The organism is Pseudomonas sp. KH_046_2, from assembly GCF_057838985.1.
The window spans coordinates 4984619-5000935 of record NZ_CM174480.1 but is presented as its reverse complement, the minus strand read 5'-3'; the positions used below and the strand labels follow the sequence as shown (position 1 = coordinate 5000935).

The following is a 16317-nucleotide window of genomic DNA, read 5'->3' as shown; positions in this document are numbered from 1 at the left end:
GGAATCGACTAACGAGACAGGCGTTGCGGCCCTTAACCTTTGATCCTGTCGCAGCCCGTCCCCCGGCTGCCACGCGACTCCCCGGGAGGGTTGAACATGTCCACGCAGATCCCCGTCAGTCATATGGCCTTCGTTCGAGCGCGCGCCGGGCGCTCGGCGGAACTCGGTGTGCGCCTCAGCGCCCTGATAGAACCGTCCCGCGCAGCGCCAGGCTGCCTGAGCTTTGCCTTGCAGCATTCGCAATGCGATCCGGAGCTGTGGCTGGTGTCCGGATTCTGGAGCAATCAACAGGCCATGACCGCGTACTTCAGCACGCCGGCGATGGAGATTTTTGCCGAGCTGGTGCAGGAGCTGGTAGTCAACAGCCTGGATTTCCACACCTTCAAGGATGTCTCGGTGGCGCAGGCCCTGGGTCAGTCCGCAGCGGCGGTACACAAACTGGCCGGTTGAGGGTTTAATGACGGCATTCTCAACCAGCCAGGATTCGCGACATGGCACGTAAAGCCTTTGATCACTTCGAAGCTGTTTCCGCTGTAATACCGGGCGAGGGTGGTTATCACGCCGCTATCGCCGTCAAAGCGCTGGGTGGTGCCGGCGCCCCGCGTTTTCACAAAGTGCTGGAAGGGCAGATCTTCAAGACTGCCCATGACGCCGACCTGGCAGCGGCCAAAGAGCTGACCCACCTCAAGGACGTCAAAGAAGACGCCGACCTGCTCTGGTAGTCACTTCACCGCCCCGGGCGGTACATCTTGAATAACGCCTCTGGCCCCAGCTGGAAGTAATCCGCCGGCCCGCCGCCGCGCAGAATCGGTTCTGCCGCGGCGGTATCGTATACCCCATCCTTCAATAGCCATTTGGCGATATGCACGGCGACCACTTCGCCGAGGATCAGCCATGTCGGCACCACATTGCCGTCCGCCCGTTGCAACTGGATGATCTGCGTGACCTTGCACTCGAAGGACACCGGGCTCTCGGCCACCCGCGGCACCTGAATGACCTTCGAGGCAGCGGTCGTCAGCCCGGCCAGTTCGAACTCGTTGACCTCAGGCTTGACCATGGCGCTGCTCTGGTTCATCTGCTCGGCCAGCGGCCGGGTGGCCAGGTTCCAGGCGAACTCGCCGGTCTGTTCGATGTTGTTCAGGCTGTCTTTGCGCCCGACGCTGGAAAAACCAATGATCGGCGGGATGTAGTTGAAGGCGTTGAAGAAGCTGTAGGGCGCCAGGTTCAAGCGGCCCTCGGCATCCTGTGAAGAGATCCAGCCGATGGGGCGCGGGCCGACGATGGCGTTGAACGGATCGTGGGGCAGGCCGTGGCCGTTGGCGGGTTCGTAGAAGTGGATGTCGTCGGGCATGGGGGGTTCCAGAACTTGCGGGAGACGCTCATGGTGCAAGTACGCGCGGCGGATTTCCAGTCGGATGAAGATCACTGTAGGAGCGAGCTTGCTCGCTCCTACAGGTTTTGAAGCGGGCCTTGGCAGTCACCCTTGCGGTAACTGCCTGACGCCTGTCAGTCAGTGACGATCCGCGAATGCTTGCGGGTGTCTTTCATAGTGACGTACACCAGCAACGACACGGCAATACACGCGGTCACGTACCAGTAGTAACCCGTCTCCATGCCGATGCTCTTGAACCACAGCGCGATGTATTCAGCGGTGCCGCCGAAGATCGATACGGTCAGTGCGTACGGCAGGCCCACGCCCAGGGCGCGGATTTCGGTCGGGAACAGTTCGGCTTTCACCACGGCGTTGATCGAGGTGTAGCCGCTGACGATGATCAGCGCAGCCATGATCAGGAAGAACGCGCCCCACCAGGTAGTGATGGTGTGCAGGGTGGTGAGGATCGGCACGGTGAACAGCGTCCCGAGGATACCGAAGGCGATCAGGATCGGTCGGCGACCGATTTTATCCGACAGCCCGCCGATGATCGGTTGCAGGCACATGAACAGGAACAGCGTGGCGGCGGAAATGGTGGTGGAGTCGGAAATGCTCATGCCGACGGTGTTCACCAGGTATTTCTGCATGTAGGTGGTGTAGGTGTAGAACGCCAGGGTACCGCCCATGGTCAGGCCGACCACGGTCATCAGTTCCTTGGGGTGACGCATCAAGGTGCGCATGGCGCTTTCCTTGGCTTTTTCTTTCTTGGTGAAGGACTCGGTCTCTTCCATGCCGCGACGCAGGTACAACGCAACAACGGCACACAGCGCGCCGATGGCGAACGGGATGCGCCAGCCCCAGGCGTAGAGCTCCTCGGTGGTCAGGAAGTTCTGCAGGACAATCAGCACTGCCAAAGCGATGAGCTGGCCGGAGATCAGGGTCACGTACTGGAAGCTGGAGTAGAAGCCGCGACGCTCCTTGGTTGCCATCTCGCTGAGGTAAGTGGCGGAGGTGCCGTATTCGCCACCCACCGACAGGCCTTGCAGCAAGCGCGCGAACACCAGCAGGATCGGCGCGCCGATGCCGATGACTTCATAACCCGGGCTGAGGGCGATCAGCAGCGAGCCGAAGCACATCAGGTACACCGAGGCCATCAGGGCCTTTTTGCGCCCGACCTTGTCGGCATACAGGCCCATCAGCCAGCCACCGATCGGACGCATCAGGAAGCCCACGGCGAAGATCGCGGCGGTGTTGAGCAGTTGGGCGGTGGTGTCGCCTTTGGGGAAGAAGGTCTTGGCGAAGTACAGGGAGAAGGCGGCGTAGACGTACCAGTCGTACCACTCGACCATGTTGCCGACGGAACCGCTGAAGATCGATTTGATGCGGCTGGACGTGGTTCTTTCTTTGGCCGGCACGGCAGCCGACCCAAGGGGCAGGGCGTTGGAGTTATCCATTGAAGGATCCTTCATTTAATTGTTTTTGTGGAGCGCGATTAAACGCAGCCTGCCAGGGCTATAGCAGGAGCTGTGCCAACGAAGAGAGGGCCGGTTTAGAGGGGTGAGGGTGTTTCGGTGAGCGGAAATCCGCTTATGTTTCGTTGGGTGCGAGCGGAAAATTGCTTATTCATGTCGGGAATTTTCTTTGCTTGAGCCGGCCCCATCGCGAGCAGGCTCACTCCCACAATGGTCCGGTGTACATCAAATAACTGTAGGAGCGAGCCTGCTCGCGATGAGGCCGGTTCAGACGCTACAGGAACATTTCCCGACTCAACCCATGCCGCTGCATCTTTTCATTGAAGGTCCGGCGCGGCAGTTGCAGTTCTTCGAGCACCGCTTTCACATCGCCCTTGTGCCGGGTCAATGCCGCACGCAGGCATTGCGCTTCGAACGCTTCCTGTTGCGCCGCCAGTGACTGGCCAGGCTCGATGCCCAAGGGCTCGGGCTCACCGAGCCCCAATACCTGACGCTCGGCGACGTTCGCCAGTTCGCGCACGTTGCCCGGCCAGTCATGGCTCAGCAAGTGGCTCAACTGCGCGCCGCTCAACGGTGGAAATTTTCGTCCCAGCCGTTCGGCGGCGTTTTGGGCAAAGGATTCGAACAGCAGGGGGATGTCTTCACGGCGTTCGCGCAAGGGTGGCAGGCGCAGTTCCGCGACGTTCAAGCGATAGGCCAGGTCTTCGCGAAAACGTCCGGCCCGCGCTTCGTCGAGCAGGTCCGGTTTGGTCGCGGCAATGATGCGCAAATCCACGCGGATGCTCTGGTTCGAGCCCAGTCGTTCAAGCCTTTGCTCCTGCAACACCCGCAGCAGTTTCACTTGCTGGGCCAGCGGCATGCTTTCGATTTCATCGAGAAACAGCGTGCCGCCGTCGGCGTACTCGAGCTTGCCGATGCGCTTGCCCGACGCCCCGGTGAACGCACCGCTCTCGTGACCGAACAGCTCGGCCTCGAACAATTGCTCGGGAATGGCCGCGCAGTTGAGCGCGACAAAGGGCTTGTCGGCCCGCGGTCCGAAATCGTGCAGGCAACGCGCGACCAGCTCCTTGCCGCTACCGGTTTCCCCGCGAATCAGCACGTTGACCGGCAGTGCTGCCAGGTCCAGAACTTGCCGCCGCAGGGTCTGCAAACCCCGGGACACGCCGAGCAGCGTGGCATCCAGCTTGGCGCGGTTGTCCGCCTGCTCGTGCAGCGCGCGGTTCTCCAGCACCAGCCGGCGCTTGTCGAGGGCGCGGCGCAGGCTGCCGAGCAAGGTTTCCGGGCTGAAGGGCTTTTCGAGAAAATCGTAGGCACCGTCGCGCATGGCCTCGACGGCCATCGGTACATCGCCGTGGCCGGTCAGCAGGATCACCGGCAAATCGGCATCCCGGCGCTGTACTTCGGCCAACAGTTCCAGGCCGGTCATGCCGGGCATGCGCACATCGCTGAGAATCACCCCGGCAAAATGCCTGGGCAATTGCGCCAGGCATTCATCGGCGCGGCTGAACAGCTGCACCTCGAAACCCGAGAGGCTCAACCATTGCTCGACGGCACTGCGGATGCTGCTTTCGTCGTCGACCACGATCACTGAGTTCAGCATGCTTCATGCACCTCCAGGTCGATGGGCAAGGTCACGGTAAACACGGCCCCTTTGTCATGATTTTCGGCACTCAAGCGCCCGCCGGATTCATGAACGATGGCAAAGGACACGGCCAAACCGATCCCAAGGCCGTCGCCCACCGGTTTTGTGGTGAAGAACGGATCGAAGACCTTGGACAGGTTCTCTTCGGCGATGCCGCCACCGTTGTCGATCACGCTCAGGCGCCACAATTGTTCGTCGGCTTCGAGGCGAATTTCCAGGCGTTTGCAGGGTTTGTCCTGCATCGCGTCGAGGGCATTGCGCAGCAGGTTGATCAGCACCTGTTCCAGGCGAATCGCATCGCCACGCACCCAGGCCGGGCGGGTCAGGTGCAGCACGGTGCTGACCTGTTCGTCGCGCAACCTTGTGTCGAGCAGTTGCAGCGACTGGTCCACCACCGCCGCCAGGTCCAGGCGTTCGCGCAAGCCGCTGGGGCTTTTGCGGGCGAAGGTTTTCAGATGGCCGGTGAGGGCGGCCATGCGCGTGAGCATTTCATCCACCGGTTTGAGCGCCTTGTAGGCGTCGTCGACCCGGCCGTGGTCGAGCAGCAGGCGCAAGGTTGCCAGCTGCATGCGCTGGGCGGTTAGCGGTTGATTGATCTCGTGAGCCAGCGCCGCCGACATCTGGCCAAGCGCGGCGAGTTTGGCCGATTGCACCAGGCCTTCCTGAGCGGTGCGCAAGTCGCGGGTGCGCTCTTCCACCAGTTGTTCGAGCTCTTCACGACTGCGCTGGCGCAGTTTGGCCAAGCGCCAGCGTTGGTTGAGAAACAGCAACAGAAATACCAGCGTCAGCCACAGACCGGCGGCAGCGAGGGCAGCGTTGCGGCTGTCTTCGAAGGCGACCTGCGGGCGCCGCAGCAGGTGCAGCGTCCAGCCTTCGGTGCTCAGCGGCAGGGATTCCCACAGGTACTCCGCCTTGCCGTCGGGGCCATCGACCCGCGCCAGATCACTGTTGTCGTCGAAGCGTCGCAGCGACTCAAACGCCAGCGGGGTCAGGGTTTGTTTGTCGTATTGGCGAGTGGTCTTGAGTTCGGCGTGATCGCTGGCGCTCAACGGTTTTAGCAAGCGATAGCGCCAGCCTGGCTGATTGGCGATGAAGATGATCCCGCGCGCGTCGCTGACCAGCAACGTGTCGCTGCCCTGACGCCACTCGCGTTCCAGTTCGGGGAACTCCAGTTTCACCACCATCGCACCGAGGAACTGCTCTTCGTCATCCGTGACGGCGCTGGACAGGAAATAGCCGGGAATCCCGCTGGTCACGCCCACAGCGTAGAAGCGCCCGGTGCCCTGGGTGCGGGTCTGGTTGAAATAGGGGCGGAAACCGTAGTTGTGGCCGACATAACTGCTGGGCAAACGCCAGTTGCTCGCCGCCACGGCCAGACCGGTGCGGTCGAGCAGCTCCAGGGTCGAGGATTCAGCTGCGCCGTTGATCTTCTCCAGTTTACGGTTCAGTGCGTCCTGCTGCTCGGCACTCACCGGGCCCTTGAGGGCCGAGCGCAGCTCCGGGTCCAGGGCCAGCACGGCGGGCAGGGCACGGTAACGTTCGATCAGGGTGTGCAGGGAATTGGCGTACAGCGCCAATTGCTGATTGGCACGGGCGGCGTCCTCGACCATCGACTGGCGCACGGTTTGACGCATGGCCAGGGTCGCGGCAAGGGCAGCGCCGGCGATGATCAACAGGGTGTAGAGCGCCAGGCGCAAAGGGCGGGAAGTCAGGAGCATGCGGTCGGCAACAGGCGAAAATAAGGGCGAGCACCATAGCATGCGAATCGCGTTCTTCTCTCCTGAGGGAGCCATTGTCGGGGCGAAAAAAAACCGGTCTGTCGTGACCGACAAACCGGTTTCTTCAGCGGATTCAAGTGCCGTTTATTGCACTTCTACCGCCAGGCTTTCACTGATCTTTTTCTGCCAGATGGCAGGACCTGTGATGTGTACCGACTCGCCCTTGCTGTCGACCGCAACGGTCACAGGCATGTCTTTGACGTCGAACTCGTAGATCGCTTCCATGCCCAGTTCGGCGAAGGCGACAACGCGGGATTTCTTGATCGCTTGCGCCACCAGGTAAGCCGCGCCACCGACAGCCATCAGATAAACGGCTTTGTGGTCCTTGATCGCTTCGATCGCGGTAGGGCCGCGCTCGGATTTGCCGATCATGCCCAGCAGGCCAGTCTGCTCGAGGATCTGACGGGTGAACTTGTCCATCCGCGTCGCGGTAGTCGGGCCAGCCGGGCCAACCACTTCTTCGCGCACCGGATCAACCGGGCCGACGTAGTAGATGAAGCGACCCTTGAGGTCCACTGGCAGGGTTTCGCCCTTGTTCAGCATCTCGACCATGCGCTTGTGCGCAGCGTCGCGACCGGTGAGCATCTTGCCGTTGAGCAGGACGGTCTCGCCCGGCTTCCAGCTCTGCACTTCTTCCGGGGTCAGGGTGTCGAGGTTGACGCGACGGGCCGACGGGCCGGCTTCCCAGACGATTTCCGGGTAGGCGTCCAAAGGTGGCGCTTCCTGGGCAACCGGGCCGGAACCGTCGAGCACAAAGTGCGTGTGACGGGTGGCGGCGCAGTTCGGGATCATGCACACCGGCAGGGACGCGGCGTGGGTCGGGTAATCCATGATCTTCACGTCGAGCACGGTGGTCAGGCCACCGAGGCCCTGGGCGCCGATGCCCAACTGGTTGACCTTCTCGAACAGTTCCAGGCGCATTTCTTCGATGCGATTCTGTGGGCCGCGGGCCTTCAGTTCGTGAATGTCGATGGATTCCATCAACACTTCCTTGGCCATGACGGCGGCTTTCTCGGCGGTGCCGCCGATGCCGATGCCGAGCATGCCTGGTGGGCACCAGCCGGCGCCCATTTCCGGGACGGTTTTCAGCACCCAGTCGACGATCGAGTCGGACGGGTTGAGCATGGCCATTTTCGACTTGTTCTCGGAACCGCCGCCCTTGGCCGCCACGTCCACTTCCACGGTGTTACCCGGAACGATGGAGTAGTGGATGACCGCCGGGGTGTTGTCCTTGGTGTTCTTGCGAGCGCCCGCCGGGTCGGCGAGGATCGAGGCGCGCAGGACGTTTTCCGGCAGGTTGTAGGCGCGACGTACGCCCTCGTTGATCATGTCGTCCACGCTCATGGTGGCGCCATCCCAACGCACGTCCATGCCCACGCGGACAAACACGGTCACGATGCCGGTGTCCTGGCAGATCGGACGATGGCCGGTGGCGCACATGCGCGAGTTGATCAGGATCTGTGCCATCGAGTCGCGGGCCGCTGGCGATTCTTCGCGCAGGTAGGCCTCGTGCATCGCCTGGATGAAATCCACGGGGTGGTAGTAGGAAATGAACTGCAGGGCGTCGGCAACGCTCTGAATCAGGTCGTCTTGCTTGATCACGGTCATGAGTCGCGCTCCTCTAAAAGACGGGAACATTCAATAAGGTGCTTGCAGCTTGGGTGCATCGGTCGGTTGCAAGCACCTTTCAAGGCACGCCGGGCAAGCTGGCGCGACGCTAAAAAGGCGCGGCAGTATACCGCGCCTCGCGGACAGGCACACGCGCCGACAGTCAATCGTTGGTCGCATAAGCTCCTGCAACCGAGACGACCTTGCCCATCCCGAAAATTGAATGGTCATTTATCGGTCACGCCACTAAAGTGACATGCGGTCTGTAGAGTAGGACGCTCTGTCAGTCTCCTTTCATCTGGTGAGTCAACGATTGACCCATAACGCCATCCAGCGCCTGTTGCTCAAACGTTTCGCCCTCGCGGCCGGCACCTATGCCCTGGCATTGCTGTTGCTGTGGCTGGCATTTTTTACCGGCCACTACGATGCCCCGCTTTCCAGTGTCGTCATCGGCAGCGCACTGGTGGTGATCAGCCAGGCCATCCTGTTCGCGGTGTTCTACAGCGGCTGCAACTTGCGCTTCGCCGACACCAGCCTGACCGAGGCGCAAGTGTTGCTGGGACTGGGCTGGCAAACCTGGCTGATCGCCCATCTGGACGAAGCCCGGGGCGCGTTTCTGGTGTTTTACGTGCTGATCCTGCTGTTCGGCCTGTTCCATCTGTCACGCCGGTCTTTAGTACGATGCGCGCTGCTGGTGTTTTTCAGTTTCTGTGCGATCACGCTGTGGGAGGGCTACCACTTCCAGCTGCCTGACCCGGCCATGGCAGCGTTGCAGGTCTGTGTGCTGTTCATCGTACTGGTGTGGCTGGTGCTGTATGCCCGCTATGTGCAGGCTTCGCGACAGCGAATGCGCCAGCGGCGTTTTGCCCTGCAGGCGCACCAGGACACGTTGCGCGGGATGATGCGCCAGCTCGAAGACCTGGTGGCCACCGACGAACTCACGGGCCTATTCAATCGCCGGCATTTCCTGCGCCTGGCTTCACGCGAGTTGAACGCCATGGACGCCGGTGTCGTGCATGGCCTGGCGCTGATCGACCTCGACCATTTCAAACGCATCAACGACCTGCACGGCCATGCCGCCGGCGATCAGGTGCTGCAAGCCTTTGCCGGTGTTGCCACCGCGTGCCTGCGCAACGGTGACGTTCTGGCTCGCTACGGCGGCGAAGAATTCGTGGTGCTGCTGCCCGATTGCGATGCCGACAGTCTGACTTCGTGCTGCGAACGGCTGCGCATCGCATTTACCGATGTCGAGCTGATTGGTCTGAATGTACGCAGCCTCAGCTTGTCCGCCGGCATGACGCTGCTGGAACTGGGCGACGACCTCGATGATGCCCTGCATCGGGCCGATCAGGCCCTTTATCGCGCCAAGCGTGACGGTCGTAACCGGTGCGCGGCAGCGTGGGAGAACGTCGATGCCTGAGCTGCGGGTCGGCGAGCGCCATTGGTCGGTGGCGGCGGGCAGCAATCTGCTCGACGCGCTGAACCAGAACGGCGTGCCGGTGCCTTACAGTTGCCGCGCCGGCAGTTGCCATGCGTGCCTGGTGCAGTGTGTGCGGGGCCTGCCGAGCGACAGCCGTCCCGATGCCTTGAGTGCACAGCAGCGTGAACAAGGCTGGCGCCTGGCGTGCCAGTGCCAGGTGGTCGAGGACTTGCAGGTGCATGCCTTCGACCCGCAAACCGATGGCCATCCGGCCGAGGTCGCGGCGGTCGATTGGCTGAGTACCACGGTGCTGCGCTTGCGGGTAATCCCCCAGCGGCCGTTGCGCTACAGCGCCGGCCAGCATCTGGTGTTGTGGGCCGGCAGCGTGGCGCGGCCGTATTCTCTCGCCAGCCTGCCGCAGGAAGACCGTTTTCTGGAGTTCCATCTCGATTGCCGCAAGCCGGGGGAATTCAGCGATGCCGCCAGGCAATTGCGTATCGGCGATCCGATCCGTCTCGGCGAACTGCGCGGCGGTGCCTTGCATTACGACCCTGACTGGCACGCCCGGCCGTTGTGGTTGATGGCGGCCGGCACCGGGTTGGGGCCGTTGTTTGGCGTATTGCGCGAAGCGCTGCGGCAAGATCACCAAGGGGCCATCCGCGTCATTCACCTGGCCCATGATGCCGATGAGCACTATCTGGCCAAACCTTTGCAAGCCATGGCCGCCAGCCGCTCGAACCTGAGTGTCGAACTGTGGACCCCGGCCGAGTTGCCAGCGGCTTTGGCGCAACTGCGGCTTGTTTCCCGGCAAACCCTGGCCTTACTCTGCGGAGCCCCCGACAGTGTCGATGCCTTTGCCCGGCGCCTGTACCTGGCGGGATTGCCGCGCAACCAACTGCTGGCCGATGTGTTCCTGCCCCGTGGTTGAGCGCTGACCTTTCAGACGCGAGACCTGCCATGACCGATGCCATCCAAGTTGAACGCGAACGCGGCCTGTTGACCCTGCGCCTGAATCGCCCGGACAAGAAAAACGCCCTGACCCGCGCCATGTACAGCGACCTGGCCGAGGCGTTGAAACAGGCCGACAGCGACCCGCAGATCAATGCCGTGCTGATCACCGGTTCTACCGAGTGCTTCACCGCCGGCAACGACATCGCCGATTTCATCCAGCAACCGCCGAGTGGCCTCGACAGCCCGGTGTTCCAGTTCATGCTCAACCTGCTCGAATGCCGCAAACCGGTGATCGCCGCCGTGGCCGGAGCGGCGGTGGGCATTGGCACGACGATGTTGCTGCATTGCGATCTGGTCTACGTCAGCCGTGATGCGCGGTTGCGCATGCCGTTCGTCAACCTTGGTCTATGCCCTGAGTTCGGCTCCAGCCTGATCCTGCCGCGCCTGCTCGGGCAGGCCAAGGCGGCAGAGTTGTTGCTGCTCGGTGAGGGGTTCAATGGGGAGCAGGCTGCCGCGTGGGGTATTGCGTCCGAAGCCTTGGGCAGTGGCGAAGAAACCTTGGCCAGGGCGCGGGAGATGGCGCTGCGCTTCGAGTCGCTGCCGCCGGAAGCGGTGCGCATCAGCAAGCAATTGATGAAGGCGCCGGACCGGGACCTGTTGCGCAAGGTGATTGAAGAGGAGGGGGCGTTGTTTACCCAGCGACTGCGTTCGCCGGAAGCGTTGGCGGCGTTGACCGGGTTTATCAAGCGGCATTGAGTCTTCGCTGACTGTACCGGCCTCTTCGCGGGCAAGCCCGCTCCCACAGGTTCCGGAGGTGGACATTGGATTTGTGAACAACACAAAACCCTGTGGGAGCGGGCTTGCCCGCGATGAGGCCCTATCAGACAACACACCAGTTGGATCAGAAAGCAAAAAGCCCCGCCATTCACATGGCGGGGCTTTTGTTTCTCAGCAACCGGTCACTCAGACCATCGGGTCGCCAACGTGCAGGATCTTCATGCCGTTGGTGCCGCCGGTGGTGTGGTAGCTGTCGCCCTTGGTCAGGATGACCCAGTCGCCTTTCTGTACTACGCCGCGCTTGACCAGCTCGTCGATAGCCTTCTGGCTGACTTCGTTCGGGGCCAGCGAAGCCGGGTCGAACGGGATGGTGTACACGCCACGGAACATTGCCGCGCGGGCCTGGGCTTCGCGGTGTGGGGTGAACGCGTAGATCGGCACCGAGGAACGGATGCGCGACATGATCAGCGGGGTGTAGCCACTTTCGGTCAAGGCGATGATCGCCTTCACGCCCGGGAAGTGGTTGGCGGTGTACATGGTCGCCAGTGCGATGCTTTCGTCGCAGCGCTCGAACTCTTTGCCGATGCGGTGGCTGGAGGTCTTGCTGGTCGGGTGCTTTTCGGCACCGATACAGATACGCGCCATGGCCTGAACGGCTTCCAGCGGGTACAGGCCAGCGGCGCTTTCGGCCGAGAGCATCACGGCGTCGGTGTAGTCGAGCACGGCGTTGGCTACGTCGGACACTTCGGCGCGGGTCGGCATCGGGTTCTGGATCATCGACTCCATCATCTGGGTCGCGACGATCACTGCCTTGTTGTGACGGCGTGCGTGCAGAATGATCTTTTTCTGGATGCCCACCAGCTCGGCGTCGCCGATTTCCACACCCAGGTCACCACGGGCAACCATCACCGCGTCGGACGCCTTGATCAGGCCGTCGAGGGTTTCGTCGTCGGCAACGGCTTCGGCGCGTTCGATCTTCGCCACCAGCCAGGCAGTGCCGCCGGCTTCGTCGCGCAGTTGACGAGCGTATTCCATGTCGGCGGCGTCACGCGGGAAGGAGACCGCGAGGTAGTCGACTTCCATTTCCGCAGCGAGCTTGATGTCGGCCTTGTCTTTTTCAGTCAGGGCCGGAGCGGTCAGGCCGCCACCGCGACGGTTGATGCCTTTGTGGTCGGACAGCGGGCCGCCGATGGTCACGGTGCAGTTCAGTTCGGTGGCCGTGGCGGTATCGACGCGCATCACCACGCGACCGTCGTCGAGCAGCAGCTCGTCGCCTACGCCGCAGTCCTTGACCAGGTCCGGGTAGTCGATGCCGACCACTTGCTGGTTGCCTTCGGTCAGAGGATGGCTGGTGGAGAAGGTGAATTGATCACCGATCTTCAGCTCGATCTTCTTGTTGGCGAATTTGGCGATACGGATTTTCGGGCCTTGCAGGTCACCCAGCAGGGCGACGAAGCGGCCGTGCTTGGCAGCGAGGTCACGCACCAGCTTCGCGCGAGCCTTGTGCTCGTCGGGGGTGCCGTGGGAGAAGTTCAGGCGGGCGACGTCCAGGCCAGCCAGAATCAGCTGTTCGAGAACTTCCGGCGAGTTACTGGCCGGGCCAAGGGTGGCGACGATTTTGGTACGACGGACGGACATGCAAAGACTCCTGAGTTCAAGCGCTGAGTGAGGCTACTATGCTCCGAAGTTGTAGTCATTGTTCGTTTGCACTACTTATTTCTTTCTTTATTGAACCCTGCAACTTTGCGTCCCGGCAGCCTGAAGATTTCCGACCATGGGTCGATACAGCGTTCAAGACAGGAGATTTTCCCATGCGTTTCGTTCTCATTGCCGCCCTTGCCATCAGCGCCCTCAGCGTCACGGGCTGCACCCGTTGGTCGATGAACCATCATTTGAACAATGCCTACAAAGCCTATGACCGGGGCAATTGCGAGCAAGTCATGCTTGAACTGTCCAAGGTCGAGCGCGAAAGCCGGGCGCGGCCTTATGTGTGGCCGGAAATGTCGATGATGCGTGGCCTGTGCCTGGAACGGCAGAAGATGTTTGTCGATGCGGCGCAGACGTATCAGTTCATCATCGCTTCGTACCCACAGAGCGAATACGCCTACCGCGCCCGAGCCCGGCTGGAAACCCTGCAAAGCCTGGGTCACTACCCGTTGCGCAGTGCCGTAGCGGTAAAACCCACGCAGTTCTGACGGCCGTAACCCTCTGAGCGCTGGCTCCCCGTCGGTGGTGAGCTATAGTCCAGGGAACCGGTTTTAGAGCGTTGCCTCTGATGAACCGGGGCAACACCTGTGACCGGCACAGGCAGTACTCTGCGCTACAAGGACTGGCGCACCGGAAGCGGGGAGAGCGGGCAAGACTTATGCGTACCCGTTCCGAAGCAGTAGTGCGGCTCTGCTTAAGAGCCTTGCATAGCGAAATTGCACATGTTCACCGACCGCCGAATCGAGCGGCATCAACTGCCGTACTTCCTGCAAGTGTTCAACGGCATCACCGGCAATCTCATCGGCTATCTGGGCAATGTCTCCGAAGACGGGCTGATGCTGATCAGCCAGCTGCCGATGATGATCGGCGCGGACTTCAACCTGCGCCTGAAAATTCCCGCCAACGAAGGTGGCCAGCGGATCATCGACCTGCAGGCCTGTTGCCTGTGGTGCCACGAAGACGCGACCCCCCAACATTACGACGCCGGGTTCAGCCTGCAACGGGCGCCCCCGGAATATGGGCAACTGGTGGAGGCGTTGAAGCAGTATTTCAGCTTTCTGCCGTTGCCGGCTTCGGCCTGATTGCTCAGAGTCCGGTTCTTTTCCAGCCCAGGTACCGAGTCACCAGCTCTGCCCCCAACTCGCCGGGCCGTGCATCCATCGCCAATACTCCATGAGCGTTCAAGCGCTCATGGAGTTCGGCGCGTGAATTCAGGTAGTCCACGGTCCCGCAATAGGCCAGCGCTTCGGGCAGGGTCTGCACCGGGGCCTGGCGAAGGTGGTCGAGCACGTCTTCACGCAAGCTCGCGACCAGCACCTGATGCCGCTGGCTCAGGCGGTTGACAGCCGAGAGCAGCCCATCGTCATCCTCTTCGCGCAGGTTGGTCACCAGCACCACCAGTGCCCGGCGTTTTTGCCGTGCCAACAGTCGCGTGGCCGCGGCTTGATAGTCGGCGCTGCGTTGGGTGCTGTTCAAGTCATAAACGCTGTTGAGCAGTGTGTTGAGATGGCTGGTGCCTTTTACCGGCGCAAGGTAGCGCGGCTGATCGCTGGCAAAGGTGCTCAAACCCACCGCGTCGCCCTGGCGCAGCGCGACGTAGCTGAGCAACAAACAGGCGTTGAGGGCGTGATCGAAGTGCGACAGCTCATCATCCTGGCTGCGCATGTGCCGGCCGCAGTCGAGCATGAAAATGATCTGTTGATCGCGTTCGTCCTGATACTCCCGGGCAATCGGCGTGCGCTGGCGGGCGGTGGCTTTCCAGTCGATCTGGCGCAGGCTGTCGCCCTCGCGAAATTCGCGCAATTGATGGAATTCCAGGCCCAGGCCCCGTCGTTGTTTCTGGCGGACGCCAAGCTGGCTGAGCCAGTTATCCACCGCCAGCAATTGCCCTTCATACAAGCGGGCGAAGTCAGGGTAGACGCGGGTGGCGTCGGGCAGGTCGAGCAAGCGTCTGTCCGACCAGAGCCCCAAGGGGCTTGGCAGGTCGATTTCGCAGCGTTCGAAGCTGAAGTGGCCGCGCTTGAGCGGGCGCAGTCGATAACCGGCCAGGCTGTGCAGGCCGGGTTGCAGCTCGACCGTCAGCGGCAGGTTTTCGAAGCTCAGGCCCGGTGGCACATGGTCGAAGACTTGTACCTTCAGCGGTTGCGTAAAGTCGTGCTCGACCGTCAGTTGCACCTCGCTCCATCGACCCAGCGCCAGGCTGCCGGGTATCTGGCGTTTCAGTCGGGGCGAAGGCAAGCGCTTGAGGCGAATGGCATCGAGGATGGCCAGGGCCAGCAGCGCCAGGAGCAACCCCCAATTGATCGCCATGAGATTCGCCGGAATCGCGAACTCCAACGCCCGTAAAGTGCCCGACACAATGCCGCAGGCCAGCAGGATCAGCAGCCAGACGAGCATCAGGCGCGAGGGTTTCACAGGCGCGGCGCCGGCACTTGGTCGAGCATCTGCTGGAGCACCTGATCGACATCCAGGCCCTCGATGTCCAGCTCCGGCGCGATGCGCACACGATGGCGCAGCACAGCCAGGGCGCAGCCTTTGATGTCATCCGGAATCACGAACTCACCGCCGCGCAGCAGCGCACGGGCCCGGGCACATCGCACCAGCGCGATGGATGCCCGAGGACCGGCGCCGAGGATCAAACCGGGCCAGTTGCGGGTGGAGCGGGCCAGGCGCACGGCGTAATCGAGCACCTGATCATCCAGGGCCAGGTCGCTGGCGATGCGTTGCAGGGCCAGTACATCCCTGGCCTGCAACAACGTGCGCATCGGTTGAACGTCGAGCATGTCGGCCCGGGTCGAGCGGCTGACCTGACGCACCATGTCCAGCTCTTGCCCGGCGTCGGGGTAATCCATGCGCACCTTGAGCATGAAGCGGTCCAGTTCAGCCTCCGGCAAGGGGTAAGTGCCTTCCTGTTCGATCGGGTTTTGCGTAGCGAGCACCATGAACGGTTGCGCAATCGGCAATGGCCGGCCTTCGAGGGTGACTTGCCGCTCCTGCATGGCTTCGAGCAGCGCCGCCTGGGTTTTCGCCGGGGCGCGGTTGATCTCGTCGGCCAGTAGCAGGTTGGTGAACAATGGCCCCTTGCGCAGCTTGAATTGCTCGGTCTGCAAGTCATACACGGCATGTCCGGTGACGTCGCTGGGCATCAGGTCCGGGGTGAACTGGATGCGCGCGAACTCACCGCCGAAGCAGCGTGCGAGGGCACGGACCAACAGGGTCTTGCCCAAACCCGGCACGCCTTCGAGCAACACGTGGCCGCCGGCGATCAGTGCCGTCAGGACGTCGTCGATCACGTTGTCCTGGCCAATCACTGCTTTTTGCAGTTCTTTGCGTACGGCCTGGGCCAGATGGCCGGCACGCTGACGCTGTTGAGCGGCACGGCTCGGTGCGTCGGGCTCGATCGGTTGACTCGTAAATTCCGGAGCCTTACTAACCGTTATATGTGTTTTATCTTCCATAAATCAGCCACTTACGTGATCTAACTTTTTCCACGATATTTACCATCCATTTATCGATGAGTTGACCAAGAATTTGCGTTGGAATTTACCCAAAACGTCGTGGGCATGACCGGCCAAAACCGACCGATTCTT

Annotated in this window: 14 protein-coding genes and 1 pseudogene; 7 read left to right on the top strand and 8 right to left on the bottom strand. The window is 61.9% G+C overall.

Annotation, left to right across the window (positions count from 1 at the left end; all coding sequences use genetic code 11):
• Positions 1-96: 96 nt before the first annotated feature.
• Together AC3IX1_RS22665 and AC3IX1_RS22660 are read left to right on the top strand one after the other, a co-directional pair.
• Entirely contained in the window at positions 97-450 is a 354-nt protein-coding gene (locus tag AC3IX1_RS22665; protein WP_489385897.1) for a putative quinol monooxygenase, read from the top strand.
• Positions 451-491: 41 nt separating this feature from the next.
• Positions 492-722: a hypothetical protein gene (locus AC3IX1_RS22660; RefSeq protein ID WP_489385896.1), complete on the top strand. Its 231-nt coding sequence runs from the start codon at positions 492-494 to the stop codon at positions 720-722.
• A gap of 5 nt (positions 723-727) precedes the next feature.
• Here the strand turns inward: AC3IX1_RS22660 and AC3IX1_RS22655 are convergent, their stop codons facing one another.
• From AC3IX1_RS22655 to AC3IX1_RS22635, 5 genes and pseudogenes are all read right to left on the bottom strand, one after another.
• Positions 728-1351, bottom strand: a complete 624-nt coding sequence (locus AC3IX1_RS22655) for a flavin reductase family protein (protein WP_489385895.1) — start codon at positions 1349-1351, stop codon at positions 728-730.
• A 155-nt stretch (positions 1352-1506) separates the two neighbouring features.
• A complete protein-coding gene (locus AC3IX1_RS22650) occupies positions 1507-2826 on the bottom strand; it encodes an MFS transporter (RefSeq protein ID WP_489385894.1) in 1320 nt (439 codons plus the stop codon).
• Positions 2827-3104: 278 nt separating this feature from the next.
• Positions 3105-4444: pseudogene (locus tag AC3IX1_RS22645) on the bottom strand (sigma-54-dependent transcriptional regulator); the annotation flags it as partial.
• Complete coding sequence (locus AC3IX1_RS22640; RefSeq protein ID WP_489385893.1) at positions 4438-6204, bottom strand: ATP-binding protein; 1767 nt, start codon at positions 6202-6204, stop codon at positions 4438-4440. The gene AC3IX1_RS22640 and the pseudogene AC3IX1_RS22645, both read right to left, overlap by 7 nt.
• A gap of 144 nt (positions 6205-6348) precedes the next feature.
• The gene (locus AC3IX1_RS22635) at positions 6349-7872 is read right to left on the bottom strand and encodes a fumarate hydratase (protein ID WP_046042171.1); all 1524 of its coding nucleotides are present in this window, start codon (positions 7870-7872) and stop codon (positions 6349-6351) included.
• A gap of 313 nt (positions 7873-8185) precedes the next feature.
• Here AC3IX1_RS22635 and AC3IX1_RS22630 point away from each other — a divergent pair, with 313 nt between their 5' ends.
• The 3 genes from AC3IX1_RS22630 to AC3IX1_RS22620 are packed head-to-tail and all read left to right on the top strand — an operon-like array spanning position 8186 to position 10999.
• Entirely contained in the window at positions 8186-9292 is a 1107-nt protein-coding gene (locus AC3IX1_RS22630) for a GGDEF domain-containing protein (RefSeq protein ID WP_489385892.1), read from the top strand.
• On the top strand, positions 9285-10220 hold the full coding sequence (locus AC3IX1_RS22625) for an iron-sulfur-binding ferredoxin reductase (protein WP_489385891.1): 936 nt from the start codon (positions 9285-9287) through the stop codon (positions 10218-10220). The genes AC3IX1_RS22630 and AC3IX1_RS22625 overlap by 8 nt, the downstream gene beginning before the upstream one ends.
• Before the next feature lie 29 nt (positions 10221-10249).
• Positions 10250-10999 carry an enoyl-CoA hydratase-related protein gene (locus AC3IX1_RS22620; protein ID WP_489385890.1) on the top strand — a complete coding sequence of 250 codons (750 nt, stop codon included), beginning with the start codon at positions 10250-10252 and terminating at the stop codon, positions 10997-10999.
• A gap of 207 nt (positions 11000-11206) precedes the next feature.
• On the opposite strand, the gene pyk is transcribed toward AC3IX1_RS22620, so the two are convergent.
• Complete coding sequence (pyk, locus tag AC3IX1_RS22615) at positions 11207-12658, bottom strand: pyruvate kinase (protein WP_150726740.1); 1452 nt, start codon at positions 12656-12658, stop codon at positions 11207-11209.
• A gap of 173 nt (positions 12659-12831) precedes the next feature.
• Here pyk and AC3IX1_RS22610 point away from each other — a divergent pair, with 173 nt between their 5' ends.
• Positions 12832-13215, top strand: a complete 384-nt coding sequence (locus AC3IX1_RS22610) for a tetratricopeptide repeat protein (RefSeq protein ID WP_489385889.1) — start codon at positions 12832-12834, stop codon at positions 13213-13215.
• 234 nt (positions 13216-13449) lie between these two features.
• The gene (locus AC3IX1_RS22605) at positions 13450-13809 is read left to right on the top strand and encodes a PilZ domain-containing protein (RefSeq protein ID WP_489385888.1); all 360 of its coding nucleotides are present in this window, start codon (positions 13450-13452) and stop codon (positions 13807-13809) included.
• A 4-nt stretch (positions 13810-13813) separates the two neighbouring features.
• Here the strand turns inward: AC3IX1_RS22605 and AC3IX1_RS22600 are convergent, their stop codons facing one another.
• Together AC3IX1_RS22600 and AC3IX1_RS22595 are read right to left on the bottom strand one after the other, a co-directional pair.
• Positions 13814-15142 (bottom strand): DUF58 domain-containing protein, encoded by a 1329-nt coding sequence (locus AC3IX1_RS22600; protein ID WP_489385887.1) that lies wholly within the window; start codon positions 15140-15142, stop codon positions 13814-13816.
• The gene (locus AC3IX1_RS22595) at positions 15139-16185 is read right to left on the bottom strand and encodes an AAA family ATPase (RefSeq protein WP_489385886.1); all 1047 of its coding nucleotides are present in this window, start codon (positions 16183-16185) and stop codon (positions 15139-15141) included. The genes AC3IX1_RS22600 and AC3IX1_RS22595 overlap by 4 nt, the downstream gene beginning before the upstream one ends.
• Positions 16186-16317: the final 132 nt, after the last annotated feature.